The sequence below is a fragment of the Lentzea alba genome (assembly GCF_011067745.1).
Lineage (GTDB): Bacteria > Actinomycetota > Actinomycetes > Mycobacteriales > Pseudonocardiaceae > Lentzea > Lentzea alba.
The window spans coordinates 221582-246940 of sequence record NZ_JAAMPJ010000015.1 but is presented as its reverse complement, the minus strand read 5'-3'; the positions used below and the strand labels follow the sequence as shown (position 1 = coordinate 246940).

The window sequence follows — 25359 nt, the reverse complement described above, 5'->3', positions numbered from 1 at the left end:
GCACTTAACCGCGGCGCCACAGTGATCCGCTCCGGGTAAGCGTGTTCGAGCCTCTTCTGCCGGCAACGTCGCGCAGGTGCCAGTCAGAATCAGACATGCGGCTGCGAGCGGTCGGGCAGTAGCCCCTTCCGCCGCCACCAGCAGCGCGGCGAAGGCACGCTGCAGGCTTGATCGTCGTTTAAATGTGGTCTGCGCAGTTGTACGTACCGAAAACCCCGACCATGCAGGTTAAACCGCATGGCGATACTCGTCGGATGACTCCGCTGAGACGATCTTACCGATTTACGCCGGAGCGTTCAATCTGATCGGGTTCAAGAGGCTAGGGCCGTGCCCACAGGGGTGCTTCGGCGGCGAGTGGTCGGTAAGTGCGGTCCTCGCTGTAGTTCCACCCGTACTCGTGCAAACCATAGATCGGTCTGATTCCGGATCAGCGTGCGATCCAACAGTTCACCGCTAAGTTCTTGGCACCCAGTCAATAGAACTTAGTCGCGAAGATTGAATCGCGTCGACTGGCCCTCTATACTAGGTTCGAGCTATCCAATAGCGCATGAACACGCGAACTGCGCAAGCGTCCCCCCTCGGACACCAAATTGGCTGAGATTTCAGCCGCAGAGATCCACGTAGAGTCACATGTTGACTACTCTACGTGGATCTCTTCTGTTTCCGCGGCGGGATCTCGAGCCTTTCATCAATTGAAAGGTCTTACATGATCTCCGAACTAGTGTTCACGATAGGGCAGTTACCACTGCGACGGCTGGAATCCCAGCAGGCCGACCCGGCGTTGCTGTTGTGAGGGAAAGCGTTGTCCCCCTATTCGCGCCACCAGCTGTACGCCCAAAAGTGACACCGCAGCCACAGAGGTTTCCGACATTCCCCAAGCTCTCTAAGGAAACAGATCTACAGCTGGCGATCTCTCGGGTCGATCACTCGGGTCGCATAGGCGACCGGTGGCTGGTCGACGCACTCGGATGGCACACCGGTGACCACCATGACGTTATGGTCGAACCGGACTGCGCGATTGTGTCGGTTTCCCCGAACGGCACGTATCGCATCAACGCTCGCCGCCATCTGTTTCTACCGGCGGCAGTCCGGCAAGGTTTGGGCATGGCCACCAACCACCGCGTGGTCTTGGTCGCCGACCTTGCAATGGCCACGCTGACCGTCCACACGGCCTCCGTCGTCGCCGGTGTGCTCATGCGGCACTACTCCGGCACGCAGGAGGCGGCCCGTGGATGACCTCGACAAAGCAGCGCTGATCCGTCGTCTCCTCGTCGAACTGGGACTCACAACGACCAGCCTCGGCACGAGGTCTGTTCCTACTGTTGCCGAGTATCCCTTCGGGCAACACCAACGCCCCCACCATCATGATCGCCGAGCGGGCGGCCGACCTGGTACTGGGAAAGTGAGGAACACCGTGTTCCACAAAGGACAGTTGCTCATCGACGGCGAGTGGGCCGACCCCGCCGGCGGCGAACGGTTCGAAACCGTCAACCCCGCGACCGGCGAGGTGATCGGCGAACTGGCTCTCGCCGGGCCGGCCGACGTGGCGGCCGCTGTGGCCGCCGCCGGCCGGGCCTTCGCGTCCGGCGACCGAGCGGCCATGCTGCCCAACCAGCGCGCGGTCCTGCTCTGGCGACTGGCGGACCTGGTCGAGCGGAACGCCGTCGAGCTCGCCGAGATCGAAACTCGTGACAACGGCACGCCTGTCGTGCTCAACCAGCAGTTCGTGCTGCCCAACGTGATCGACATCCTGCGCTACTACGCCGGCTGGACCACGAAGATCACCGGCGTGACCTCACCGGTGTCGGTGCCTGGGTTCGCCCATCAGACCCGCCGCGAACCGCTCGGGGTGTGCGCGCTGATCACCCCGTGGAACGCACCGCTGATGATCCTGACCTGGAAACTCGCTCCGGCACTGGCCACCGGCAACACCGTCGTGATCAAACCCGCGGAGCAGGCGCCGTTGTCCACCCTGCGCCTGGCCGAACTGGCCATCGAGGCAGGATTCCCCTGCGGCGTGATCAACGTACTCACCGGGAATGGGACCACCGGCGAGGAACTGGTCCGTCACCCAGGGATCGCCAAGGTCTCCTTCACCGGCTCTACGGAGGTCGGAAAGGAGATCCTGCGCACCAGTGCCGACCGGCTTACCCTCGTTTCCCTCGAGCTGGGAGGTAAAGCGCCCCAGCATCGTCACCTCCGACGCCGACATCGACGCCGCGGTCGAAGGCAACCTGATCGGCTCTCTGTTCAACTCAGGCCAGATCTGCACCCAGTACGCGCGGATGTACGTGCACTCGAGCCGCCTCGACGAGTTCGCCACCAAGATCGCTGCCGCCGCCTCCGGGATGGTGCTCGGCGACGGCATTGATCCGGCCACCCAACTCGGCCCCGTCATCTCCGCCGAACACCTCGACCGGGTCACCCGCTACACCCAGCTTGGCGTCGACCAAGGCGCGTCGCTGCTCACCGGCGGCGTCCGCGCCACGGACGGGGCACTGGCGACCGGCTTCTTCCTGCGGCCGACGGTGTTCACCGACGTCGCCGACTCCATGACGATCGCCAAAGAGGAGATCTTCGGCCCCGTCCTGTCGATCCTGTCCTATGAGGACGAGGACGACGTCGTGAACCGTGCCAACGAAACACCGTATGGTCTCGCGGCCAGCGCGTGGGCCCGTGACATTGGCCGAGCCAACCGCCTCGCCCAGCGATTGCAGGCTGGAGCGGTCTACATCAACTCACTGCCCGTCCAGGACCCGGCCGCGCCTTGGGGAGGACGCAAGAGCTCCGGTATCGGCCGCGAGATGGGCTGGGACGCCATTGAGGCCTACACCGAGGTCAAAGGTATCTGGACCGCCTTGACGTGATCGCCGGACACACCCCGGATTCGCCCAGCAGCCGTCGCGACGCGGTCTCGAACTCAAGTTTGGTCGGCAGGAGTTCCTTCACCTCGTTTCGGGAGCATCTTGAGTTGATGCGTGGCAGACGCCGAATCGGAGTGTGGCGACGATCGCCGTGCCTGTGTGCTCTCAGAACTTCCAGTTCACGGTCAGATGAGAGCTTGACCTGCCCGGTTCATCGCGGCCGCGATCGGGGCACCTCTGACGTCAGGCCGCCATCGGAGGGCTGGTCGAACGCTTGACGATTTCTTTGGCTCACCCTACGTTTGCCGACGGAAAGCGCTTTCCCCGGCGCCGTCTGGGCGACACCCATAACGTCCGAACTGGACAGTTTCAGTCGCCACCGGCGGGTCGAACCGAGTAGCGAGCGAGATGGGCAGGGAAACCACCATGCATTCCGACCGTCGGCCGACCAGCCGGTTTCTCCGGCCCGTAGCCGTCGCCGCCCTCGTGGCGGCGACGTTAGCCGTTGGCGCCCCTGGGGCGAACGCGGCCAGCGTGCTCATCGACGAGACCTTCAGCACGCAGACGTCCCCGGCGAACTTCGGCTTCCCCACCGGAGCCTCGGTGAGCAACGGGCTCCTGAAGGTCACCAGTGGGATGGGCAACTACACGACCTCGGTCAAGACGTTCGACGCGACCGTCGCGCAGGAACGAACCCTCGACCTTGCCTTCGACTGGAAGACCGAGGTCGCCACCAGCGGGAACAAGACCGGTGTCGAACTGCGGGACAGCCAGGGCAATCTGGTGTTCTCGCTCGCCGGCACCGCCAACGAACTCCGCTACGGCGTGACCGGACCAGTGTCCGACTCGACGTCCGCCCCGGACTCGCTCAACCCGGCATGGGCCAAGCTCTCCTACGACCGCTCCAAGTGGTACGCGGTGAACCTGCACCTGGACTTCACGCTGCAGCGGGTGCAGTACCTGATCTCCACCAAGGAGACCGCCGCGAGGGTCATGGCCTCCGGCACGGCGAACATCACCGGCAGGAACCTCGTCAAACTGGTTGCCTGCAACTACTACGGCACCGACGTGCAGTCCATCGACAACTTCCGTCTCACCGCACCGGCGAACGCGGCGAACGGCAGGCTGAAGGGCAAGACGATGTACGCGTTCGGCGACAGCATCGTCGCGGGCCACACCTACCCGCGCGGCTCCGTCAACCTCACGGCCGAGCGCGAGGCCATGAACCTGACCAAGTACGCCGTGAACGGCGCGACGATCAACCCCGGTGGCAACCAGATCCTCAACCAGGTGCGCAACGCTTCCGGACAGTCACCCGACTACGTGGTGTTCGACGGCGGCACCAACGACGCCTACCCGGACACGTTCGACAGAGCCGCCTTCGCGAGCGCGTTCGAGTCCACGGTCCGCGCCATGCGGGCAAAATGGCCGACCGCGCGGATCGTGTACGTCTCCGTCCACAAGCTTGGCTCCCGCGACTGGAACACCCAGCTCGCCATCCGCGAGGTGACTCTGCAGATCTGCGACGGGCTGGGCGTAACGGTCGCGGACGTCTTCGGCGACACCACGCTCGACACCCGTATCGACAGCCACCGCGTGGCCTACACCTTCAACGGCACCGTGAACGGCTACCCGGGAACCGGCGGCACCGGCACCCATCCCAACCTGGCCGGTATCGGCTTCTACGTTCCGGTGCTCACCGCCGCGATGATCTGATCCGGACGCCAGCGGCCGACCAACCAAGGCGGCAAGAATCCTCAGCGGTCGAAGGCGCCGAGGTTCGCAGGGGTGGCGACGGGAGCGCCCAGATAGTCCCTCCCGCCGCGATCGATCACGAGCGTGGCGGCATCGGCGAACAGGGAGTCCCGGTTGAGCGCGAACCCGCGAGCGGTCTTCAGGCGAGGCCCGGTGCGCTCGTCTCCGTACGGCCCTGAGACCGCCGGGTCGCGGAACCTGGGTTCACCGGTCACGGCTGTGAGATCCCCAGCGGACGGTACGAGTCCGGTCGAGTAGCCGTTCTGCTCATACCTGAGGTTCGCGCCTTGCACGAACGACGCCGCGACTCCGGAGGCGAACAGGTTGTTGCGGATCTCGACGCGGCCGTTCGCGTACCCGGACACCATGTTCGGGGCTTCGTTGCTGTAGAAGGTGTTGTGGTAAACCTGCGCGTACGAGCCGGTCGACTGGGCCACGTGCAGGTTCCACCTCTTGCTACCGGTCACCACGTTGTAGCGCACCACCGCGCTACCGAAGTTCACGCTGTCACGGCACGCGCACAACAGGATGCCGTCTCCGTTTTCGTGCAGGTAGTTGTACTGGAAGAGCTGGTTCGTGGTGGCGATGTCGGGATCCAGACCGTTCGCGTCCGCACTCCCCTGTGCGTGCCGGGTGCCGGAAATCTCGTTGTACTGCACGGTCACCTGGTCCGCGGCATAGGTTTCGATGCCGGACACGGCCACCTGCTTCACGACATTGCGCTCGACGAGCGCGCCGCGGACGTTGGTCAGGTACACGCCGTTGCCACCGTACCCGGTGCCGCCCTGGCTCAGGTAGTTGCCACGAATCGTGACGTTGGTGTGCGGGCGGAACCGCGTGTCGTCCGCCGTCCTGCGCTCACCCCACCCTGTCCGGACGGCACCGGGAGCGTCGCCGGTGTACTGCTTCACGGCGATGTTGGCGAACGACGTGTTCTTCACCGTTGAGTTCTGCACGGTGATGTCGTTCAGCACGGTGGGAGCGGCGCCGGGAGCGGCGATGTCGGGAACCGTGGTGCGGAAGACGATCCCGCCGGTGTTCTTCGACCGGTCCCACCCGGTACCCCAGGTCACGCCCGGCGTGTTGTTCGCCGGGTTCCCGCCGATCCACCTGATGTCACCGGTGACGTCGTGGACGTCGACCGAGTCGATCAGGAAGTGGTTGAGCGTGCGGCCGTTGTCGCCGAGCACGGCAATGCCGCGGAAGTCGGCGAGATGGACGCCGGGAACCGAACCGGCCGGTGCCGCGTTCGACACGTCCAGGTTGCGGATCTCCCAGTGTTCCTGGTTGAACAGGCGCACCGCCTCGCCGACCTGTCCCCCGCCGACGATCCGCGGCTTGTGCCCCATGCCGAAGCGGTTCACCACAACGGGTCTGCCCGCCGCGCCCGATCCCTTCGGCCAGAGCCGCCCCGTCCAGCTGTCCCCGGAGCGCAGGAGGATCCTCTCGCCGGGTTTGAAGGTGGTGGCGTTCACCTTCTCCAGTGAACGCCATGCTTTGCGTGGGCTCGTGCCGGCATTGGAATCGTCGCCGGTCGCACTGACGTAGTAGGCGGTGACGCCGGTGTCCGCAGACGCCGGTGAGCTGATCGTCGACGCACTCAGGAACACGATGGCGAGAACTGCGCGAGGAATGGTCACCGCGCGATGGTCTTTGCCGCACAAGACTTTTACAACAGACGTTCGTCGGGAGGTGTCGAACGGCCGTCGAATGCCACCCACAGCTTCGCCAGTCTCATGTGGACCGTGAACTCACCGTCCGGGATGCAAGCCCACGTCTGTTGTTCCTGCTGCCCACGTTCGTCGAACCGATCCTGATCATTCCGCTGTGGATCTGGGCCGCGGAAGGCGACACCAGCACGTCCGAGCCATCCTCGGATCGCCTGACGGTAGCCAACCTGCTCGGAAAGTTCCTGTTCAACCCGCGTCGGCACCCCGACTTCGCGTGGAACGGGGTGGGCAGGTTCGTCTTCTTCTTCGGGCTGACCTTCAACTCGACCTACATGACTTTCTTCATCGCGCAGCATCAAAAGGTCGACGTCACGGCCATCGGTGGTCTCGTGGCGGGGCTGGGCGGCATCGGCGTCGTCGCCACCGGGCCGGGCGCGCTCTGCAGCGGCATGTTGTCGGACCGGCTGCGCCGGCGCCGGGTGTTCGTCCTGTTCGGTGGAGCGGTGTTCGCACTCGGTGCGGTGCTGATGGTGAGCACGAGCGGTCTGGTGCTGCTGTTCGTGGGCTCGGCTCTCACCAACCTCGGGCTCGGAGTGTTCGCCGCCGTCGACCAGGCGATCATGCTTGACGTGCTGCCCAGCCGCGAGGAAGCCGGACGCTACCTCGGGATCATGAACTACGCGCAGCAGATCCCGCACGCCCTCGCGCCGCTCGCGGCCGGCGGGCTGCTGGCGATCGGCGCCGGCAGCGGGACGCAGAACTACGACCTGCTCTACATGGCAGGCGGAGCACTCACCCTCGCCGGTGGCGTCATCATCATGACCAAGGTCAAGAAAGGCCGGTGAGCCACGCGGTTGGCCATCCCTGAAGCCTGGCTACGCGGACGCTGACCTCCGCGACGTACCGCGAACGCGGTACGCCGGATACCGCCTCGCGCCGATGCTTCGCACGCCTTGGCGGACAAGCATGAAACCAAGGCTTCCCGCCGCCGACGGCCGCAAACAGATGGGCGTGCTCGCCCGGTTCGTGGCGGCGGGGGTCTACCGGCTCTTCGCCTTCTGGTCGCGCATCCCGGTCAGATGGCTCGCCTTCTCGTGGATGCGGCGATCGGGGCACATCTGATGTCAGGCCGAACTACGTGGCACGAGCTGAGGCCCGCCCGCGTCGGGGGACTGCTCGTGTTGCCGGCCTGCCAGGGCGGCCACGATGGCCTCGGCGCGCCGGCGGCCCGCCTCGTGGACGTCGAAGCGGATCGTGGTGAGTGGCGGGGCCGCGAGCCTCGCCGTGGGGATGTCGTCGACGCCGATGACGGCCATGTCCCCTGGCGCACCAAGCCCCTGGTCGCGCAAGCCCGCCAGCACGGCGATCGCGAACTCGTCGTTGTAGGCGCACACTCCCGTCACACCGCTCGAACGCCACCGTACGACCGCCCGGCTCGCATCGGCGATCTCCAGGCCGACCTCCTCGACCACCGGCGGCGCGAGTCCGGCCGTCGCACACGCGCCGGCAACACCGGCGAGGCGTCCCTCGGTCATCTCACGCAGTCCGGGTTGGACCGGCATCGCGTAACCGAGCACGCGACAGCCCTGGCTGATCAGGTACTCCGCCTGCAGCCGGCCGACCGACTCCATCGCGTCGCCGAGGTCGCCCCGCGAGTCAGGTAGCGGCAGCACCACCTCGGCGCCCGCCCGGTACAGGGCCTCGGTCGTCTCGGTGTCGAACGGGCTCAACCCCACGACCGCGGAGGCGTTGACAGTCGCGCACACGTCGGGCAGCAGTCGGCCGTGGGCTCCCGCCAGGTGCGTGACCAGGGTGAGGCCGTGCTCGGTCAGCGCGGTCGTGAGCTCCTCGACGAACCGGCTGGTGCCGGGACCGAGGCGGGTGTCGGGGATGGACAACAGGACCAGCTCGCTACGCCCGGCCGCGAGAGTGCGCGCCGACGCGTGCGGGCGGTAGTCCAACCGCCTGGCCGCCTCCAGCACGCGCTGCCTGGTCTCCTCGGGGATGGACTGACCTGGTCTGTTGTTGAGAACGAAGCTCACGGTGGTACGTGAGACTCCGGCCGCACGAGCGACGTCCTCGCTGGTGCTGCGTCTGCTGGATCGCGTCATGGGCCTCTCGCCGCTCACTGGTCGTGCCAGACGGCACGACATGGAGGGTATAACGCGCGTTAGTTACAGAGAGACACCTCGCGATCACCGCCGTTATCCAGTCGTTATACAGCAATCTCTTGCTACCCGAACCGCGCAGAGCGTCTACTAACGCGCGTTGGTAACGCGCGTTTGCAAAGGAGTCGAGCGATGGTGTTCCCCGACGACTTCCTCTGGGGCACGGCTACGGCCGGTCACCAGGTGGAGGGCAACAACGTCGCGAGCGACTTCTGGGCGCTGGAGCACACGCCGGGCTCCCGGTTCGCCGAGCCGAGCGGGGACGCCTGCGACCATTACCGGCTCTACCGCGAGGACATCGCGCTGCTGAGGGACCTCGGCTTCACCAGCTACCGCTTCTCCATCGAGTGGTCACGGGTCGAACCGGAGCCCGGCATCGTGTCGAGGGCGGCGATCGAGCACTACCGCGACGTGCTCAACGCCTGCCACGAGCTCGGCGTGACGCCGATGGTGACGCTGCACCACTTCACCAGTCCCAAGTGGCTGCCGGAACTCGGCGGCTGGGAGAGCGAGGAGACTCCCGACCGGTTCGCCGCCTACTGCCGCGTGGTGATGGCCGAACTGGGTTCTCTCATCCCGTACGTCGTGACGATCAACGAGGCGAACATCGCCTGCCTGACCCGCAGGATGATCAAGAACCTTCCGGCGGAGAACTTCTCGGCCGAGCAGGTACCGGTCGGCGCGGACATCGCGGGAGCGCTGGTGGGCGCCGATCTGCCGAAGGTGTTCCTGTTCGCCGTCGGCGAGGCAGGTCCCGAGATCGCGAAGCGGGCGCACGTGCAGGCACGCGAGGCGATCAGGGAGGTCAGTCCGTCCACAAAGGTCGGAGTCACCCTCGCCCTGCAGGATTACCAGCCGGCACCCGGCGCCGAGGAGGCCGCGCTCGAGCAGTGGTCGGAGAACTTCGACGACTTCCTGCCGTCGATCACGGACGACGACTTCCTCGGTGTGCAGAACTACACCAGGGCGCTGGTCGGCCCCGGCCACGCACCGGCCACGAGGGAAGGCGTCGAGCTGACCCAGATGGGATACGAGTTCTACCCGCGGGCACTGGAGAACGTGCTGCGGCGCGCCGCCACCGCGGGGCTACCGCTGATCGTCACTGAGAACGGCGTCGCGACCACCGACGACACCCGGCGGGTGGAGTTCGTCCGCGAGGCGACCGAGGGCCTGGCACGGTGCCTCGCCGACGGCATCGACGTGCGCGGCTACTTCTACTGGTCGGCTTTGGACAACTACGAGTGGATGTTCGGCTATCGGCCGAAGTTCGGCCTCATCGCCGTCGACAGGGCGACCCAGCGGCGCACGGTCAAGGACAGTGCGCGATTCCTGGGAGCCATCGCCAAGCGCAACTCCCTGAGCTGAGAAGGGGATCATGCTCAAACCACGCAACACCGCCACCCGTGAGCTCGTCAACCTGGACGGACTCTGGCGATTTGCCGTCGACACACCGGCTGTGCCCGAACCGTGGCGCTCTGTGCTCCACGGCGCCACTGAGGCCGCGGTGCCGTCGAGCTACAACGACCTGTTCGTCGATCCCGAGATCCGCGACCACGTCGGCTGGGTCTGGTACCAGCGCACGGTGCGCATACCTCGAGGCTGGGCGGGAGGACGCGTCGTGGTGCGGGTGGACGCGGCCACGCACGCCGGCAAGGTCTACGCCGGGGACAGACTGGTGGCCGAGCACCAGGGCGGCTACACCCCGTTCGACGCCGACATCACCGAGCACGTCGTGGCGGGCGAGGAGTTCCGGCTGACGATCGGAGTGAGCAACGAGCTCACGAACGTCACCATCCCGCCCGGCACAGTCACGATGACCCAGGACGGCCGCCGGAGCCAGAAGTACCTGCACGACTTCTACAACTACGCGGGCCTCGCCCGGTCGGTGTGGCTGTACAGCGTGCCGGAAACCCGGATCACCGACATCACCGTCGTGACCGATGTGGACGGTGCCACAGGCACGGTGGACTACAGCGTCGAAACGTCGGCGGACGCCGCGGTCCACGTACGACTGCGTGACGAGACCGGTGCCGTGGTGGCCACCGGCGACGGCGCGGACGGCCGGCTGCGCGTCGAGAACGCCGTCCTCTGGCAACCCGGCGCCGCCTACCTCTACCGGCTGGAGGCCGAGCTCCTTGAAGGGGACGACCTGCTCGACAGCTACCCGCTCGACATCGGCATCCGCACCGTCAAAGTGCGCGGCACCGAGTTCCTGATCAACGGAAAACCGTTCTACTTCACCGGTTTCGGCAAGCACGAGGACTCGCCGGTCCGGGGCAAGGGGCACGACGACGCCTATCTCGTGCACGACTTCCAGCTGCTGGACTGGATCGGCGCCAACTCGTTCCGCACCTCCCACTACCCCTACGCGGAGGAGGTGCTCGAGTTCGCGGACCGGCACGGCATCGTCGTGGTCGACGAGACCGCGGCCGTGGGCCTCAACCTGGCCGTGACGGGCGGGCTCACGGGTGTCGGCGCCAAGCCGACGTTCTCGCCGGAGACGTTCGGCGACGAGACCCAGGCAGCGCATGCCCAGCACATCCGGGAACTGGTGGCGCGCGACAAGAACCACCCCAGCGTCGTCATGTGGTGCCTGGCCAACGAACCGGCATCGCACGAGGACGGAGCGCGCAAGTACTTCGAACCGCTCGTCTCGCTCGCCCGGTCGCTCGACCCGACCAGGCCGGTCACGTACAGCGTCGTGATGTTCGCGACCTATCGGAACGACAAGATCGCCGACCTGTTCGACGTCCTGAGCCTCAACCGCTACTACGGGTGGTACCTGGACAACGGCGATCTCGCGAGCGCGGAGCAGAAGCTGGAGGCGGAGCTGCGCGGCTGGGCCGAGCAGTTCGACAAGCCGCTGATCATGTCCGAGTACGGCGCCGACGCCATGACCGGAGTGCGGTCGGTGTGGGACGTTCCGTGGACCGAGGACTACCAGCAGTCGTTTCTGGCGATGTACCACCGTGTGTTCGACCGGATCGACGCGGTCACCGGTGAGCACGTCTGGAATTTCGCGGACTTCGCCACCGGTCCCGGGATTCACCGGGTTGACGGAAACAGGAAAGGCGTCTTCACGCGCGACCGCAAGCCCAAGTCGGCCGCGCACGAGCTCCGCACCAGGTGGAAGCGGTTCGCCGACCGCAACCCGACCTGAACCGAACACGATCGCACCACACTTGGCGAGACTCCGAGAAACGGGGTAACGCTTTTCAAAGCTGACCGAAAATGTGCACGAAAACAGACCGAAACAATCGCTTGACAGCATTTCCGCAACCATGCGAGTGTGGCCTTGCTCTCAACGAGTTGCGAATTCAGAATTCCCCTTCCGCCCGAAGGAGTTTGGGTTCATGAGTGGCGACCACCCGGCTCGCGAGATCCACAGCGTCCTGACGACGGTCATGTTCGACGAGGATCAGGTCGAGCAGCTGCGGGAGGCGTTCGCACCGGCGGAGTTCGTGCATGTCCAGTTGTGGGACTCCGACGGCATCGCGGCAGCGCTTGAACACGTGGACGTCGCCGTGATCGCGGGCGACCTCGACGACCGTCACGTCCGCGCGCCGAAGCTGCGGTGGGTGCACTGCGACCACTCCGGACTCACCAGGTCCGCGCGGCCCGAGGTGTTCGAACGGGGCATGCTCGTCACCGGATCCGCGGGCCGGTCCGCTCCCGCGCTGGCACAGCACGGGTTCTACTTCGCGCTCGCGCTCACGTTCGACGCGCGAGGGCTCATCGAGACGCAGGACGCGCACCTGTGGCGACCGGCTCCCGGCTACGAGAAGAAGCTGTCGTTGTGGGGCAAGACGCTCGGCATCGTGGGTTTCGGCCACACGGCAAAGGAAATGGCGCGCCTTGGCAAGGCGTTCGGGATGCGCGTGATCGTCTACCGGCGCAGCGAGGGAGAAGCGTCCGGAGACGTCGACGTCATGCTTTCCGCCGACCGCGGCGACAGCCTGGACCGGCTGCTCGACGAGGCAGACGTCGTCATGCTCGCGACCCAGCTGACCGACGCGACCCATCACCTGTTCTCGACCGCCGAGTTCGCCAGGATGAAGAACACCGCGTTCGTCATCAACATGGCGCGTGGCCCGGTGATCGACCAGGACGCGCTCGTGAAAGCCCTGCACGCCGGGGAGATCGCGGGCGCGGGACTCGACGTCGCCGATCCCGAGCCGCTGCCGGCGGAGTCGGCCCTCTGGGACGCGCCGAACGTCCTGATCACCCCGCACATGACCCCGGCTCTGCCGGACCGCACACAGCGCTCGATCGACATCATCGTCGAGAACGCCCGGCGTTACCGCGCCGGCGAGCCCCTGATGAACCTGCTGACACAGCGCGACATCTACACGCACATCCGGCGCACCTGAACCAGCACACCGCCGGCACGAGTCACCCCAGGAGCACAACAGCCCAGATCGGATCGCGGCAGCGCCGAATCCATCGCGTTCATCACAAAGGTGTGAGTCAAAATGCATGTTCGTTCGCGCAAGGCGCGTTGGACCGTCACAGCTGTGGTCGTCGCTGCCCTGTTACCACTCACCTCCTGCGGCGCCCCCGCGTCGACCCCACCGGGTTCCGCCACGCTCACGCTCGGAGTGCAGGCCCCGCCCAACTCGTTCGACCCGGTGCAGCTGCTCGAGGGCCAGCAGATGTACATCTGGTCGGCGATCTACGACACGCTGCTCTACAGCGACAACGACGCCGTCCTGCGGCCCAACGCCGCAGAGAGCTGGCAGTACTCCGACGACGCCCGCAAGCTGACCCTGAAGTTGCGTTCGGGGATGAAGTTCAGCTCGGGAGCCCCGGTGACCGCGGCGGCCGTGAAGACGACCATCGACCGCACGAAGACCACGCCGGGTCCGCTGCAGAGCAACCTCGGCTCCCTTCAGTCGGTCGAGGCGCCCGACGACGGCACGGTGGTGCTGAATCTTTCCCGCCCCGACCCCAACCTGCTCGGTTCCCTGGCTCAGGGCAACGGGGTCATCGGCGATCCCGCGACGCTCACTTCCCCGAACACGGCGCTCGACCCGGTCGGTTCCGGGCCGTACACGCTCGATCGCCAGGCCACGGTCAACGGCTCGAAGTACGTGCTGCAACGCCGCGTGGACTACTGGAACGCCGCCGCGTACCCGGCCAAGACGGTCACGGTCCGGGTGATCCCTGATCGCACGGCCCTGTTCAATGCGCTGCTGTCCGGCGAGGTGGACGCCGGCTCCGTCGACGCGAACCAGGCGCAGGCTGCCCAGAAGGCCGGGCTGACGCTCAAGCGCGTCGACGGGACCGCGGTCGGCGAGTTCGTCCTCGCCGACCGCGGAGGGAAGCTGGCGCCCGCGCTGGCCGACGTCCGGGTGCGGCGCGCGATCAACATGGCCTTCGACCGCAAGAAGATCGTCGACAAGATCATCGGTGGGCTCGGTCAGCCCACGACCCAGATGTTCAACCCGAAGTCACCGGCGTACATCCCGGAACTCAACGACAAGTATCCCTACGACCCGGCAGCCGCCCGCCGCCTCATGGCAGAGGCCGGTTACGCGAACGGCTTCAGCCTCACCATTCCGGCCAACGTGATGTCCCAGATGGTGCAACCGACGATCACGCAGGCGCTCGCCGACATCGGCATCACGGCGAACTGGAAGCCGGTGCCGCCGCAGGACGGGACGCAGACCGGTGAGTACCCGGTGTACTTCAACATCGCCGGCACCGTGCCGGCGCCGCGGACGGTCAACTCCAAGCTGGCTCCCGCCGGGTCGACGAACCCGTTCAAGTTCCAGACCCCCGAGCTGAACGCATTGATCGACAAGGCTGCGGCCACGACGGACGCCGACCAGGCCGGTGAGATCTACCGGCAGATCAACACCTATGTGGTCGACAACGCCTGGTTCGCTCCGCTGTTCACCAGCAGCAGCAACTGGGTGACCAGGGGGAAGGTCACCTTCCTGGGCACCGGCGCGAACCCGCTCTCCACGATCAGGACGTTCGATGCCGGCAAGTGACACGGGCACGCTGGTACTGCTGAACTCGCTGGGCACCACGACCGCGTTGTGGGACGAGGTCCTCCCGCTGCTGAACGGGTCGTTCGAGGTGGTGCGCTTCGACCAGCGCGGGCACGGTACGGCCGCGGCGGCGCCGGCGACCGCGCTGCTCGACGACCTCGTCGACGACGTTTTCGGGGTGCAGGACCGGCTCGGCGTGCACAGCGCCCACCTCGCCGGGATCTCGATCGGCGGCATGATCGCCCTTCGTGCCGCGCGCAGGGCGCCGGACCGGGTCCTTTCCCTGACCGCGATGTGCTGTGCCGCCGTGCTGGACCGGCAGGGCTGGGTGGAGCGCGCGGCGACCGTCCGCGAGCACGGCCTCGAGCCGATCGTGCCCGCCGTGATGGAACGGTGGTTCGCACCGGACTTCCGGGTCCTGCGACCAGAGGTGGTGCGGGCGTACGCGGACATGCTGCGGTCGACCCCCTCCGAGGGCTACGCGATGGGGTGCGACGTGCTCGCCGACGCGGACGTCCGGAACGACCTGGCCGCGATCACCGCTCCCACCCTCGTCATCGGCGGCGCGGAGGACCCGGCCACACCGCCGCACGAACAACGCGCCATCGCGCATGCGATCCCGCGCGCCCGGCTGGAGATCCTCCCGTCGGTCGGCCACCTCGCACCGGCCGCCGTGCCGGAGACGGTGGCGAAACTCGTGCTGGACAACATGAACAACGCCGAGAGGAGTGTCTGAAGTGGACATCGGATTCATCGGCGCAGGTGTGATGGGTCGCCCGATGGCCGCCAACCTCGTGGCGGCCGGGCATCGGCTGACCGTCCACCGCGACACCCCGGCCGCCCGTGCTGATCTCGGGACGACCGTGCGCTATGCGGCGTCAGCGGCGGAGGCCACCCGCGACTGCGAGATCGTCGTCCTGATGCTGCCGGACACCCCGGACGTCGAGGAAGCCGTGTGCGGTGACGACGGCGTGCTCAGCTCGTTGCGGCCAGGCACGCTCGTCATCGACATGAGCTCGATCTCCCCCGCCGCGGAACGGAAGATCGCAACGCAGGTAGCCGGCGCCGGCGGCGCGTACCTCGACGCACCTGTGTCCGGCGGTGAGATCGGCGCGCGCGACGGCACGCTCTCGATCATGGTCGGTGGTGCTCCGGAAGCGGTCGAGAAGGCCAGGCCGATCTTCGACGTGCTGGGCTCGCGGACGTCGCACATCGGGCCGGTCGGTGCCGGACAGGTGGCGAAGATCGCGAACCAGATCGTGGTCGGCCTGACGATCGAGGCGGTCGCCGAAGCGCTGCACCTGGCCGAAGCCTCCGGCGTGGACCCGCTGGCCGTACACAGTGCGCTGATGGGCGGATTCGCGTCGTCGCGGGTACTCGAGGTGCACGGGCACCGGATGATCAAGGGTCAGTTCGATCCGGGGTTCCGCATCCGGTTGCACCACAAGGATCTGAGGCTCGCGGCGGAGGCAGCGGATCAGCTCGGCGTGTCGTTGCCGGGTATGAACCTGGTGCACGTCCTGCTGGACAGGGCGGTGCGGGCGGGACTCGGCGACCACGACCATTCCGCCCTGCGGCTCCTGCGCAACGAACGAGCGGACTGACGCCGTGGTCGCCTACATCGCGCGCCGTCTCGCGACGGGCCTGGTGCTCGCCGTGCTGGTCACGCTGATCACCTTTCTGCTGCTGAGCACGTCGTTCGACCGCGTGGTGGCGGCCGTCCTCGGCCCGGCCGCCACGCCGGCGCTCATCGGTCCGACGAAGGAACGGATGGGACTCGACCGCCCGGTGCTCGTGCAGTACCTCGACTGGCTCGGGCACACGGTGCGCGGCGACTTCGGCACGTCCTACTTCACCAGTGAGGACGTCGTGCACGCGGTGACCGGCCGGCTCGGTGTCACGTTGTCGATCATCCTGATCGCTCTGGTGATCAGCGTCGTGGTCAGTGTGGCGCTCGGTGTGCTGTCCGCCGCGCGCGGCGGAGTCGCCGACCGGGTCGCGCAGGGCCTGTCGCTGGTCGGCCACCTGGTGCCCGGACTGCTGATCGCCATCGGGCTCGTGTTCGCGCTGGCGATCAACCTGCAGCTCCTGCCCGCCACGGGATACACGCCTCTCGCCGAGGACCCGGGAAGGTGGGCGGCGACCATCGCCATCCCGGTGATCGTGCTGGTCGTCAGCGGCATCGCGAACATGACGGCGCAGATCCGCGGCAGCATGATCGACGAACTTCGCAAGGACTACGTGCGCACACTGCGTTCCCGCGGCATCCCGACGCGCTCCATCGTCTACCGCCACGCGTTGCGCAACGCCGCCGGACCGGCGCTCACGGTGCTGTCCCTGGAGTTCCTGCAGATGTTCGGGGCCGCGCTCATCATCGAGAACGTCTTCGCCCTGCCCGGGTTCGGCTCGTACGCGTTCAACGCGTCCATCCAGGGCGACGTCCCGATCATCATGGGCGTCACCGTGTTCAGCGTCCTGATGGTCGTGAGCCTCAACCTCGTGGCCGACCTGGTGAACGGCTGGCTCAATCCCAAAGCGAGGATCCATTGAGCGTCGAAACCCTGACCGCGGAACAGAAGCCGGTCGCACCACGCCGGTCGGCCGCCCGCCGGCTGCTGAAGGACCCGCAGGCACTGATCACGGGTGGGCTGCTGCTCGTCATCGTGGTGCTGGGAGTGTTCGCGCCTCTGCTGTCCGGCCACGGGGCCAACGACTCATCGCTGGACGCGGTCAACGCCGGCGCCGGCACGCCCGGCTACCCGCTGGGCGGCGACCACAGCGGGCGGGACATCTGGGCACGGCTGCTGTACTCGATCCGCACCAGCGCGGTGTCCGCCGTGGTCGCGACCACCGTGGCGCTCCTGGTCGGCGTCACGTTCGGACTCGTGGGCGGCTACTTCAGCCGCCGGATCCGCGGTATCACCGAGTGGGTCTTCAGTCTTGTCATGACCTTCCCCGGCATCTTGCTGCTCATCGTGCTGATGCCGGTGACCAAGGGCGACGTCCGCGTGACGATGGCTATCTTCGGCGTGCTGCTCTCCCCCTCCATCTACCGTCTCGTGCGCAACCTGGTCGTCGGCGTTCGCAACGAGCTGTACGTCGACGCCGCACGGGTGTCGGGGTTGCCGGTGCGGCGCATCCTCCGCCGCCACGTGCTGGTCGTCGTGCGCGGGCCCATCATCATCGCCACCGCGTTCCTCATGGGCTCGGCCATCGGCGTGCAGGCCGGGCTGGCGTTCCTCGGCGTGGGATCGAGCACCGTACCGAGCTTCGGCTCCATGATCTCGGACGGTTTCCGCAACCTCTACGTCGATCCCTGGCAGTTCGCCTGGCCCGCCTTGCTGCTCGGCTTCATCACCGCTTCCCTGGTGCTGCTGGGCAACGCGTTGCGCGACGCGCTGGAGGGATCCCGCCCCAAGCCGGTGAAGATCGCCGCCGGGCCGCGGCAGGAGCCCGAGGCGGGCGAGTCCACCGGCGACCTGCTGACGGTGCGCGACCTCGCGATCGCCTACCCCACACCGTCAGGAGAGCTTCGCGAGGTGGTGAGCGGCGTGTCCCTCACCGTCGCCGCGAGCGAAACCGTCGGCGTGGCCGGGGAATCCGGCTCCGGCAAGACCCAGACGGCGTTCGCGGTGCTCGGTCTGCTGCCCGCGGAGGCCGTCGTCACGAAGGGCTCGATCCGGCTGCACGGACGCGAGCTGCTCGGGCTGGGCGAACGCGAGCTGCGCCGCGTACGCGGGCACTCGATCGCCTACGTTCCGCAGGAGCCGATGTCCAACCTCGATCCCTCGTTCACCGTGGGCGCCCAGCTCGTCGAGGGCGTCCAAGCCTCGTGTGGCATCTCGCGCCGTGAAGCGAAAGAACGTGTGCTCGCGTTGCTGGCACGGGTCGGCATCCAGGACCCGGAACGCACCTTCGGCTGCTATCCCCACGAGATCTCCGGTGGCATGGCACAGCGCGTGCTGATCGCCGGCGCGGTGGCGAGCGAACCGGAACTGCTGATCGCCGACGAGCCGACCACGGCGCTCGACGTGACCGTCCAGGCCGAGATCCTGGACCTGCTGCGCGACCTGCAGCGCGAGTCCGGCATGGCGGTGCTGCTCGTGACGCACAACTTCGGCGTCGTCGCGGACATCTGCGACCGCGTCGTGGTCATGCGCCAGGGCGCGGTCGTCGAGACCGACACCACGCTGAACGTCTTCCGCGGGCCGGCGCATCCGTACACGCGCACACTGCTGGAGTCCATTCTGGACGGATCGACCGTCCGCACCGATCCTCCGGTCGCCGCCACGGCGGGAAGGGAGCAGTGATGACAGCGTCCCTCCTCGAAGTCGACGAACTCCGCGTCGCCTATCCGCGGCGAGGTTTCCGCGCACGGCCGGTCGAGGTGCTGCACGGGGTCAGCCTGACCATCGCCGAGGGCGAGACCCTCGGCGTGGTCGGCGAGTCGGGCTCCGGCAAGACCACGATCGGACGGGCCGTGCTCGGGCTCACCACGCCGAGCGGCGGCACGATCAGGTTCGGCGGCCAGGACATCACGCACGCCCCGGCCAAGCAGCGCCGGGCGCTCGCCCGTGACCTCCAGGTGGTCTTCCAGGACCCGTACACCTCGCTCAACCCGTCGCTGACCATCGGCGACATCCTGAGCGAACCGCTGGTGGTGCAGGGGATCAACGGCAAGGACGCCCACGCCCGCGTCCAGGCGCTGCTCGACCAGGTCGGGCTGCCGGGTGACGCGGCGCAACGCCTTCCCCGCGAGTTCAGCGGCGGTCAGCGGCAACGCGTCGCGATCGCGCGAGCCCTCGCGCCGCGACCGAAACTCATCGTCTGCGACGAGCCGGTCTCCGCGCTGGACCTGTCGACCCAGGCTCTCGTGCTGGACCTGCTCGTCGACATCCAGCGCCGAACCGGTGTGGCGTACCTCTTCGTCTCACACGACCTCGCGGTGGTGCGGCACGTGAGTCATCGCGTCGCCGTGGTGTACCGCGGCGACATCGTCGAAACCGGCCCGGCGGCCACCGTGACGTCCGAGCCCGAACACGCCTACACCCGCAAACTGCTGCTCGCCGCCCCGGTTCCCGATCCCGTCGAGCAGGCGAAACGCCGCGCCGAACGGCACCGGCTGCGCGAGACGCCACCGGCGCACGTCCACGCCTGAAGGAGATCCGTCCCCATGCCCAGCAGGTGGCAGCACCCGTTCACCGTCTTCCAGACCAACCTCCAGGAGATCGACGCCACCATGGACGTCGAGGCGGCGCTCGACGTCGTCGAGGACCACGGCGCCGACACGTGGCTGGTCAACGCCGGCGGGATCTCCGCGTTCTACCCGACGGATCTTCCCTACCACGCGCGGAATCCGTTCCTCGCCGACCGGCCGTCCGGCGACCTGCTGGGCGACGCGGTGACCGCCGCCAACCGGCGGGGCGTCCGCGTGCTCGCACGCCTCGACCTCTCCAAGATCACCGCCGGGATCGCCGCCGAGCACCGTGACTGGCTGTTCGTCTCCGCCACCGGCAAACCGCAGATCTACAACGCCCTCCACAGCACCTGTCTGTCCGCCGAGTACTACCAGGAGCGCGCGTTCGAGATCTTCGACGAGATCCTGGACCGCTACCCGGTCGACGGGTTCTTCTTCAACTGGTTCAACTTCAACGAGCGCGACTACAGCGAGGTCGTGCACGGCGTCTGCCACTGCGCGTGCTGCGTCAAGCGGTTCGCCGAGCTCAGCGGCGGCCGGGAGCTGCCGGACAGCCAGGAGTCGCCGACGTTCGGGCTGTGGCGGCGGTACACCGAAACCACGAAGGCCGAGCTGGGGCGCAGGTACACCGACCACCTCGCGGCGCGTGACCGCGACCTCGCGCTGGTGCTCAACAAAGGCGGCTCGGTCGGGTACCAGGAAGGCAACAACGCGTTCCGGCACATGGCGGGCAAGGAGCTGTGGCCGCACGGGACGGCCGAGGCGGTCAGCGCGCACGTCTCCGGGCACGCGGCAACACCGCTGATCGTGAACGTGCCTGCGCACGTGGACTCGACCTACCGCATGGCCGCGGAGCAGCCGGAGCACGTGGCCCAGCACCTGCTGCAGGCGATCGCGCGGGGCGGCAACCCCTCCACCTACATCCTCGGCGCCCCGGGAAGGCTCCCGATGACAAGCGTCTCCCAGGCCCTCCACGTGACGCGGTTCCACCGCGACCACCACACCCTCTACGCGGCACTGCGTCCCGCGGCCACGATCGGCCTGGTGCGACCGTCGTTCGGACGCGGCGGCTACTCCACGTTCCTCAAAACGGTCGAGGAGTTCCGCGGCGTCTACCAGGCGCTGCAACAGAAACACCTGCCGTTCGACGTGCTCCCGCTCGGCGGCCTGACGTCCACGCCGCTGGAGCACTATCAGCTCGTCGTGCTGCCCGGCGTCGGTTCCCTCGGTCCCGGCGCGGCGCAGGTGATCGACGAGTTCGTGGCGCGCGGCGGAAGCCTCCTCTCCACCGGCGACAGCGGGTTCACCGCGGACGGAGGTGCCGAACTGGCCGCGTCTCCCGCGCTGCGCCGGATCGGCGCCGAGATGTCCGGCAAGGAGCTGTGGTCCACCTACGCCACGCTGGACGACCAGCCGCGCATCGACGAGAACGCCTTCGACGGCTCGATCGTCCCTATCTACGGCACCGGTGCGCGTTGTGTGTGGAAACCCGGTACGACCAAGGCTGGCACGATTCTCGCCCAGGCACCGTGGGGGCCGCCCGAGCTGTCCTACGGCCACACCGCCACTGGCGATCCCGCGGTCGCTTCGGCGAAACACGGCTCCGGCACGTCGTCGATGATCACGTGGACGATCGGCCGCACCTACCGCGAGTTCGCGAAAACCGAGGTGCGGGATCACCTCCTGCGCGTCCTCGAACCGCTCGCCGGTGTGCGGGTGAGCGCGGAGCTGCCAGAACAGGTCGAACTGATCCTCGGGCGTGACGACGACGGCTACGTGGCACACCTGCTGAACCAGACCGGCGCCCGTCGGCGATCGTTCGGCCCGCATGTGCCGATCACCGGAGGAAGGCTCCTGATCCACGGAGCCACCGGGCACGAACAGGCCACCGCGCTGGTGGCCGGGCGCGACCTACCCGTGCGCCAAGTAGAAGGAACGCTCGTCATCGATCTCCCCACCGTTGATCTGTTCGAGGTGGTTCGCGTCCGCCACCCGCACGAGGAAGGCCGCTGATGCCCGCTCTCACCCCCACCGAGCTCGCTGGAAGACTCGGCGCCGGGCTGCTGTCCTTCCCCGTCACCCACTTCACACGGGACCTGGCCTTCGACGAGACCGCCTACCGCGAGCACATCGCCCGGCTGAGCGAGTACGACGTGGCAGGCCTCTTCGCCGCGGGCGGAACCGGCGAGTTCTTCTCGCTCACCGCGCCCGAGGTCGCTCGTGTCGTCCGTGCCGCGGTGGACAGCGCACCGGCGGGCACGCCGATCCTCGCCCCGGCCGGCCACGGCACGGCGCAGGCGGTCGAGCTGACCGGGGACGCCGAGGCCGCGGGCGCCGACGGCATCCTGCTGTTCCCGCCCTACCTCACCGAGGCGTCACAAGACGGGTTGGCCGCGCACGTCCGCGCGGTGTGCGCCTCGACCTCGCTCGGTGTCGTGCTCTACAGCCGCGCCAACGCGGTGTACTCCCCCGCGACCGTCGCCGCGCTCGCCGACGACTGCCAGAACCTCGTCGGGTTCAAGGACGGCGTCGGCGACCTGGAGACCATCACCCGGCTGCACGCGCGGCTCGGCGACCGGCTGGTGTACATCGGCGGTCTGCCCACCGCGGAGACGTTCGCCCTGCCGTACCTGGAACTGGGCGTCACCACCTACAGCTCGGCGATCTTCAACTTCCTGCCTGAGTTCGCGCTGGCGTTCTACGCGGCGGCGCGTGCGGGCGACCGGACGACCGTGCGGCGGCTCCTCGCCGAGGTCGTACTGCCGTACACCGAGATCCGCGACCGCAAGGCCGGCTACGCGGTGAGCATCGTCAAGGCGGGGCTGCGGGTCACCGGACACCCGGCCGGTCCGGTCCGTCCCCCGCTGACCGACCTCGACGACACCGAGCAGGAACTGCTGGCCGAGATCGTCAAGCGGGCTGGAGACCTGGCGTGAGCACACCGGTCGTCGCGACCCTGCGGGTGGTGCCGGTCGCGGGACGGGACAGCATGCTGCTCAACCTGTCCGGGGCCCACGCGCCTTTCTTCACCCGCAACCTGGTGGTGCTGACCGACTCCGAGGGCCGCACCGGTGTCGGCGAGGTGCCTGGCGGCGAGGAGATCCGGGCGACGCTCGACGAGTCCCGCGAACTCGTCGCCGGCACCTCGGTCGGCGCCTACCGGTCCACCCTTCGCGCGGTGCGGCACCGTTTCGCCGACCGCGACGCAGGCGGCCGCGGCGCTCAGACGTTCGACCTGCGCACCACGGTGCATGTGCTGACCGCGCTGGAGTCCGCGCTGCTCGACCTGCTCGGGCAGCACCTCGAGGTGCCCGTCGCCGAACTGCTCGGCGACGGTCGCGTCCGCTCCGAGGTGCCGGTGCTCGGCTATCTCTTCTACGTCGGCGACCGGGAGCGGTCAGGACTCCCCTACCGGGCAGGCGAAGGCGACGACTGGACGCGGCTGCGCGACGAGCCCGCGCTGACTCCCGAAGCGGTGACCCGGCTCGCCGAGGCCGCGCACGAGCGGTACGGGTTCGCCGACTTCAAGCTCAAGGGCGGGGTGCTGCCGGCCGACGAGGAGGCCGCCGCCGTCCGGGCGATCAAGCAGCGGTTCCCGGACGCCAGGGTCACCCTCGACCCCAACGGCGCGTGGTCGCTGACCGAGGCGATCCGAATCGGACGGTCCTTGCGCGACGTCCTCGCCTACGCCGAGGACCCGTGCGGCGCCGAGGACGGTTACTCGGGCCGCGAGGTCATGGCCGAGTTCCGCCGCGCCACCGGACTGCCCACCGCCACCAACATGATCGCCACCGACTGGCGCCAGCTCGGGCACGCGATCCAGGCGGGCGCGGTGGACATCCCGCTGGCCGACCCGCACTTCTGGACGATGTCCGGCTCGGTGCGCGTCGCCCAGCTCTGCGCCGGCTGGGGACTGACCTGGGGCTCGCACTCCAACAACCACCTCGACGTTTCGCTCGCGATGTTCACCCACGTCGCCGCCGCCGCGCCCGGCCGGATCACCGCGATCGACACCCACTGGATCTGGCAGGACGGCCAGGCCGTCACCACCGAGCCGTTGCGGATCACCGGCGGCCACATCGAGGTTCCCCGCCGTCCCGGGCTCGGCGTCGAGCTCGACGAGGACGCGGTCGCCGCCGCCCACGAGCTCTACCGCGAGCACGGTCTCGGGGCCAGGGACGACGCCGCCGCGATGCGCACCCTGATCCCAGGCTGGGAGTTCCACCCGAAGCACCCCTGCCTGGACCGCGGGAGGCCGTCGTGACGGGAGACGTGCGCGCCGAGTTCGTGGCGGCACTGGGCGCCGACGCCGTGCTGGCCGACCCGGTCGAGCTGCGCGCCTACGAATGCGACGGCCTGACGGGGTTCCGCGTCGTACCGGCCCTGGTGCTGCTGCCGCGCACCGCCGCCGCGGTGGCCGACGCCGTGCGGATCTGCGCGAGGGAGCGGATCCCGTTCGTCGCCAGGGGCGCCGGCACCGGGCTGTCCGGCGGAGCGTTGCCGGTCGCGAACGGGGTCGTGATCTCGTTGCAGCGCTTGAGGTCGATCATCGAGGTCGATCCGGTGAACCGCCGCGCGGTCGTCGAGCCCGGCGTCACCAACCTGGACATCAGCCGTGCCGCGGCACCGCACGGGCTGTACTTCGCGCCCGACCCGTCCAGCCAGCAGGTGTGCACGATCGGCGGCAACATCGCGGAGAACTCCGGTGGCGCGCACTGCCTGAAGTACGGCTTCACGGTCCACCACGTGCTGTCCGCGGACGTGGTGCTGCCGGACGGCACGACCGCGGTGCTCGGCGCGGACAGCCCCCACCTCGGCGGCTACGACCTGCTCGGCGCGTTCATCGGGTCGGAGGGCACGCTCGGGATCGCCACCCGGATCACCGTCAAGCTGCTGCCGAAGCCCGCGGCGGTGAGAACCCTCGTCGCCGACTTCCCCTCGGTCGAACAGGCTGGGGACGCCGTGACCTCGATCATCGCGGCCGGGATCGTGCCGGCCGCGGCGGAGATGATGGACGCGGTGGCCATCGAGGCGGTGCAGGCCGCGCTCGACGCGGGCTACTCGCGGGACACGGCCGCCGCGCTGATCGTCGAACTCGACGGACCCCAGGCCGAGGTCGACATCCAGTTCGCCGAGGTGCGACAGCTGTGCCAGAACCACGGCACGACCAACATCCGTGTGGCCGGCGACGAGCACGAGCGCGCGTTGGTGTGGAAGGGGCGCAAAGCCGCGTTCGCCGCCGTCGGCAGGATCAGCCCGGACTACATCGTGCAGGACGGCGTCGTGCCGCGAACCCTGCTCGCCACAGCGCTGACGCGAATCGGCGAACTCGCCGCCGCGGCGGGACTGCGCGTCTCGAACGTCTTCCACGCGGGAGACGGGAACCTGCACCCCCTGGTCCTCTACAGCGAGGCGGCCGGCGAGCTGGAACGCGCCGAGGAACTGTCCCGCGCGATCGCCGAACTGTGCGTCGATCTCGGCGGATCGCTGTCCGGGGAGCACGGCATCGGCACCGACAAGGCGTGCTCTATGCCGCGTCAGTTCAGCGAGGACGACCTCGCGACCATGGCGCTGCTACGGGCCGCCTACGACACGGACGGCATCTGCAACCCCGGCAAGGTGCTGCCCACGCCGCGGCTGTGCGGGGAGAAGCCCGGTGTCCACCGCCCGCATCCGCTGGAGGCGGCCGGCCTGATCGAGCGGACGTGA

The 25359-nt window shown here is 68.0% G+C and carries 20 protein-coding genes and 1 pseudogene; 19 read left to right on the top strand and 2 right to left on the bottom strand.

Translation table 11 applies throughout. From position 1 onward, the window contains the following. Positions 1-1104 precede the first annotated feature (1104 nt). The 4 genes and pseudogenes from G7043_RS49680 to G7043_RS40985 all read left to right on the top strand — a co-directional run bounded on the left by G7043_RS49680 (position 1105) and on the right by G7043_RS40985 (position 4580). Positions 1105-1236, top strand: a complete 132-nt coding sequence (locus G7043_RS49680) for a hypothetical protein (RefSeq protein ID WP_278186008.1) — start codon at positions 1105-1107, stop codon at positions 1234-1236. Then, positions 1187-2125: pseudogene (locus tag G7043_RS50200) on the top strand (aldehyde dehydrogenase family protein); the annotation flags it as partial. The gene G7043_RS49680 and the pseudogene G7043_RS50200, both read left to right, overlap by 50 nt. After that, complete coding sequence (locus G7043_RS50195; RefSeq protein ID WP_313888332.1) at positions 2040-2867, top strand: aldehyde dehydrogenase family protein; 828 nt, start codon at positions 2040-2042, stop codon at positions 2865-2867. The pseudogene G7043_RS50200 and the gene G7043_RS50195, both read left to right, overlap by 86 nt. Before the next feature lie 423 nt (positions 2868-3290). Continuing rightward, entirely contained in the window at positions 3291-4580 is a 1290-nt protein-coding gene (locus G7043_RS40985; protein WP_166054090.1) for an SGNH/GDSL hydrolase family protein, read from the top strand. A 41-nt stretch (positions 4581-4621) separates the two neighbouring features. Here the strand turns inward: G7043_RS40985 and G7043_RS40980 are convergent, their stop codons facing one another. Then, complete coding sequence (locus tag G7043_RS40980; protein ID WP_313888331.1) at positions 4622-6259, bottom strand: right-handed parallel beta-helix repeat-containing protein; 1638 nt, start codon at positions 6257-6259, stop codon at positions 4622-4624. 98 nt (positions 6260-6357) lie between these two features. Here G7043_RS40980 and G7043_RS40975 point away from each other — a divergent pair, with 98 nt between their 5' ends. Then, entirely contained in the window at positions 6358-7134 is a 777-nt protein-coding gene (locus G7043_RS40975; RefSeq protein WP_166054089.1) for an MFS transporter, read from the top strand. 121 nt (positions 7135-7255) lie between these two features. After that, positions 7256-7411: a hypothetical protein gene (locus G7043_RS40970; RefSeq protein WP_166054088.1), complete on the top strand. Its 156-nt coding sequence runs from the start codon at positions 7256-7258 to the stop codon at positions 7409-7411. 2 nt (positions 7412-7413) lie between these two features. Here G7043_RS40970 and G7043_RS40965 read toward each other — a convergent pair whose 3' ends face one another. After that, positions 7414-8400: a LacI family DNA-binding transcriptional regulator gene (locus tag G7043_RS40965; RefSeq protein WP_166054087.1), complete on the bottom strand. Its 987-nt coding sequence runs from the start codon at positions 8398-8400 to the stop codon at positions 7414-7416. Positions 8401-8589: 189 nt separating this feature from the next. Here G7043_RS40965 and G7043_RS40960 point away from each other — a divergent pair, with 189 nt between their 5' ends. From G7043_RS40960 to G7043_RS40900, 13 genes are all read left to right on the top strand, one after another. Then, entirely contained in the window at positions 8590-9822 is a 1233-nt protein-coding gene (locus G7043_RS40960) for a glycoside hydrolase family 1 protein (RefSeq protein WP_166054086.1), read from the top strand. A 10-nt stretch (positions 9823-9832) separates the two neighbouring features. After that, the gene (gene uidA, locus G7043_RS40955; RefSeq protein WP_166054085.1) at positions 9833-11617 is read left to right on the top strand and encodes a beta-glucuronidase; all 1785 of its coding nucleotides are present in this window, start codon (positions 9833-9835) and stop codon (positions 11615-11617) included. A gap of 193 nt (positions 11618-11810) precedes the next feature. After that, entirely contained in the window at positions 11811-12827 is a 1017-nt protein-coding gene (locus G7043_RS40950) for a D-2-hydroxyacid dehydrogenase (protein WP_166054084.1), read from the top strand. A gap of 102 nt (positions 12828-12929) precedes the next feature. Further along, positions 12930-14453: an ABC transporter substrate-binding protein gene (locus G7043_RS40945; protein WP_166054083.1), complete on the top strand. Its 1524-nt coding sequence runs from the start codon at positions 12930-12932 to the stop codon at positions 14451-14453. Further along, positions 14440-15189 carry an alpha/beta fold hydrolase gene (locus G7043_RS40940; RefSeq protein WP_166054082.1) on the top strand — a complete coding sequence of 250 codons (750 nt, stop codon included), beginning with the start codon at positions 14440-14442 and terminating at the stop codon, positions 15187-15189. The genes G7043_RS40945 and G7043_RS40940 overlap by 14 nt, the downstream gene beginning before the upstream one ends. A gap of 1 nt (position 15190) precedes the next feature. Continuing rightward, positions 15191-16057, top strand: coding sequence for an NAD(P)-dependent oxidoreductase (locus G7043_RS50190; protein WP_166054081.1), 867 nt, complete (start codon positions 15191-15193; stop codon positions 16055-16057). A 4-nt stretch (positions 16058-16061) separates the two neighbouring features. Continuing rightward, positions 16062-17003, top strand: coding sequence for an ABC transporter permease (locus tag G7043_RS40930; protein WP_166054080.1), 942 nt, complete (start codon positions 16062-16064; stop codon positions 17001-17003). Next, on the top strand, positions 17000-18763 hold the full coding sequence (locus G7043_RS40925; protein ID WP_207312397.1) for a dipeptide/oligopeptide/nickel ABC transporter permease/ATP-binding protein: 1764 nt from the start codon (positions 17000-17002) through the stop codon (positions 18761-18763). Before G7043_RS40930 ends, G7043_RS40925 begins: the two co-directional genes overlap by 4 nt. Next, positions 18763-19611, top strand: coding sequence for an ATP-binding cassette domain-containing protein (locus G7043_RS40920; RefSeq protein ID WP_166054079.1), 849 nt, complete (start codon positions 18763-18765; stop codon positions 19609-19611). The genes G7043_RS40925 and G7043_RS40920 overlap by 1 nt, the downstream gene beginning before the upstream one ends. Positions 19612-19626: 15 nt before the next feature. Then, positions 19627-21663, top strand: a complete 2037-nt coding sequence (locus G7043_RS40915; RefSeq protein ID WP_166054078.1) for an alpha-amylase family protein — start codon at positions 19627-19629, stop codon at positions 21661-21663. After that, positions 21663-22586 carry a 5-dehydro-4-deoxyglucarate dehydratase gene (kdgD, locus tag G7043_RS40910; protein WP_166054077.1) on the top strand — a complete coding sequence of 308 codons (924 nt, stop codon included), beginning with the start codon at positions 21663-21665 and terminating at the stop codon, positions 22584-22586. The genes G7043_RS40915 and kdgD overlap by 1 nt, the downstream gene beginning before the upstream one ends. Continuing rightward, entirely contained in the window at positions 22583-23914 is a 1332-nt protein-coding gene (locus G7043_RS40905; RefSeq protein WP_313888330.1) for an enolase C-terminal domain-like protein, read from the top strand. The genes kdgD and G7043_RS40905 overlap by 4 nt, the downstream gene beginning before the upstream one ends. Continuing rightward, on the top strand, positions 23911-25359 hold the full coding sequence (locus G7043_RS40900; protein ID WP_166054076.1) for an FAD-linked oxidase C-terminal domain-containing protein: 1449 nt from the start codon (positions 23911-23913) through the stop codon (positions 25357-25359). Before G7043_RS40905 ends, G7043_RS40900 begins: the two co-directional genes overlap by 4 nt.

Bases quoted from the DNA above. Each gene is read 5' to 3' on its own strand.
- G7043_RS49680 (WP_278186008.1), top strand. From the start codon at position 1,105: ATGGCCACCAACCACCGCGTGGTCTTGGTCGCCGACCTTGCAATGGCC.
- G7043_RS50195 (WP_313888332.1), top strand. From the start codon at position 2,040: ATGGGACCACCGGCGAGGAACTGGTCCGTCACCCAGGGATCGCCAAGG.
- G7043_RS40985 (WP_166054090.1), top strand. From the start codon at position 3,291: ATGCATTCCGACCGTCGGCCGACCAGCCGGTTTCTCCGGCCCGTAGCC.
- G7043_RS40970 (WP_166054088.1), top strand. From the start codon at position 7,256: ATGAAACCAAGGCTTCCCGCCGCCGACGGCCGCAAACAGATGGGCGTG.
- G7043_RS40965 (WP_166054087.1), bottom strand. From the start codon at position 8,400: ATGACGCGATCCAGCAGACGCAGCACCAGCGAGGACGTCGCTCGTGCG.
- G7043_RS40960 (WP_166054086.1), top strand. From the start codon at position 8,590: ATGGTGTTCCCCGACGACTTCCTCTGGGGCACGGCTACGGCCGGTCAC.
- uidA (WP_166054085.1), top strand. From the start codon at position 9,833: ATGCTCAAACCACGCAACACCGCCACCCGTGAGCTCGTCAACCTGGAC.
- G7043_RS40950 (WP_166054084.1), top strand. From the start codon at position 11,811: ATGAGTGGCGACCACCCGGCTCGCGAGATCCACAGCGTCCTGACGACG.
- G7043_RS40945 (WP_166054083.1), top strand. From the start codon at position 12,930: ATGCATGTTCGTTCGCGCAAGGCGCGTTGGACCGTCACAGCTGTGGTC.
- G7043_RS40940 (WP_166054082.1), top strand. From the start codon at position 14,440: ATGCCGGCAAGTGACACGGGCACGCTGGTACTGCTGAACTCGCTGGGC.
- G7043_RS40920 (WP_166054079.1), top strand. From the start codon at position 18,763: ATGACAGCGTCCCTCCTCGAAGTCGACGAACTCCGCGTCGCCTATCCG.
- G7043_RS40915 (WP_166054078.1), top strand. From the start codon at position 19,627: ATGCCCAGCAGGTGGCAGCACCCGTTCACCGTCTTCCAGACCAACCTC.
- kdgD (WP_166054077.1), top strand. From the start codon at position 21,663: ATGCCCGCTCTCACCCCCACCGAGCTCGCTGGAAGACTCGGCGCCGGG.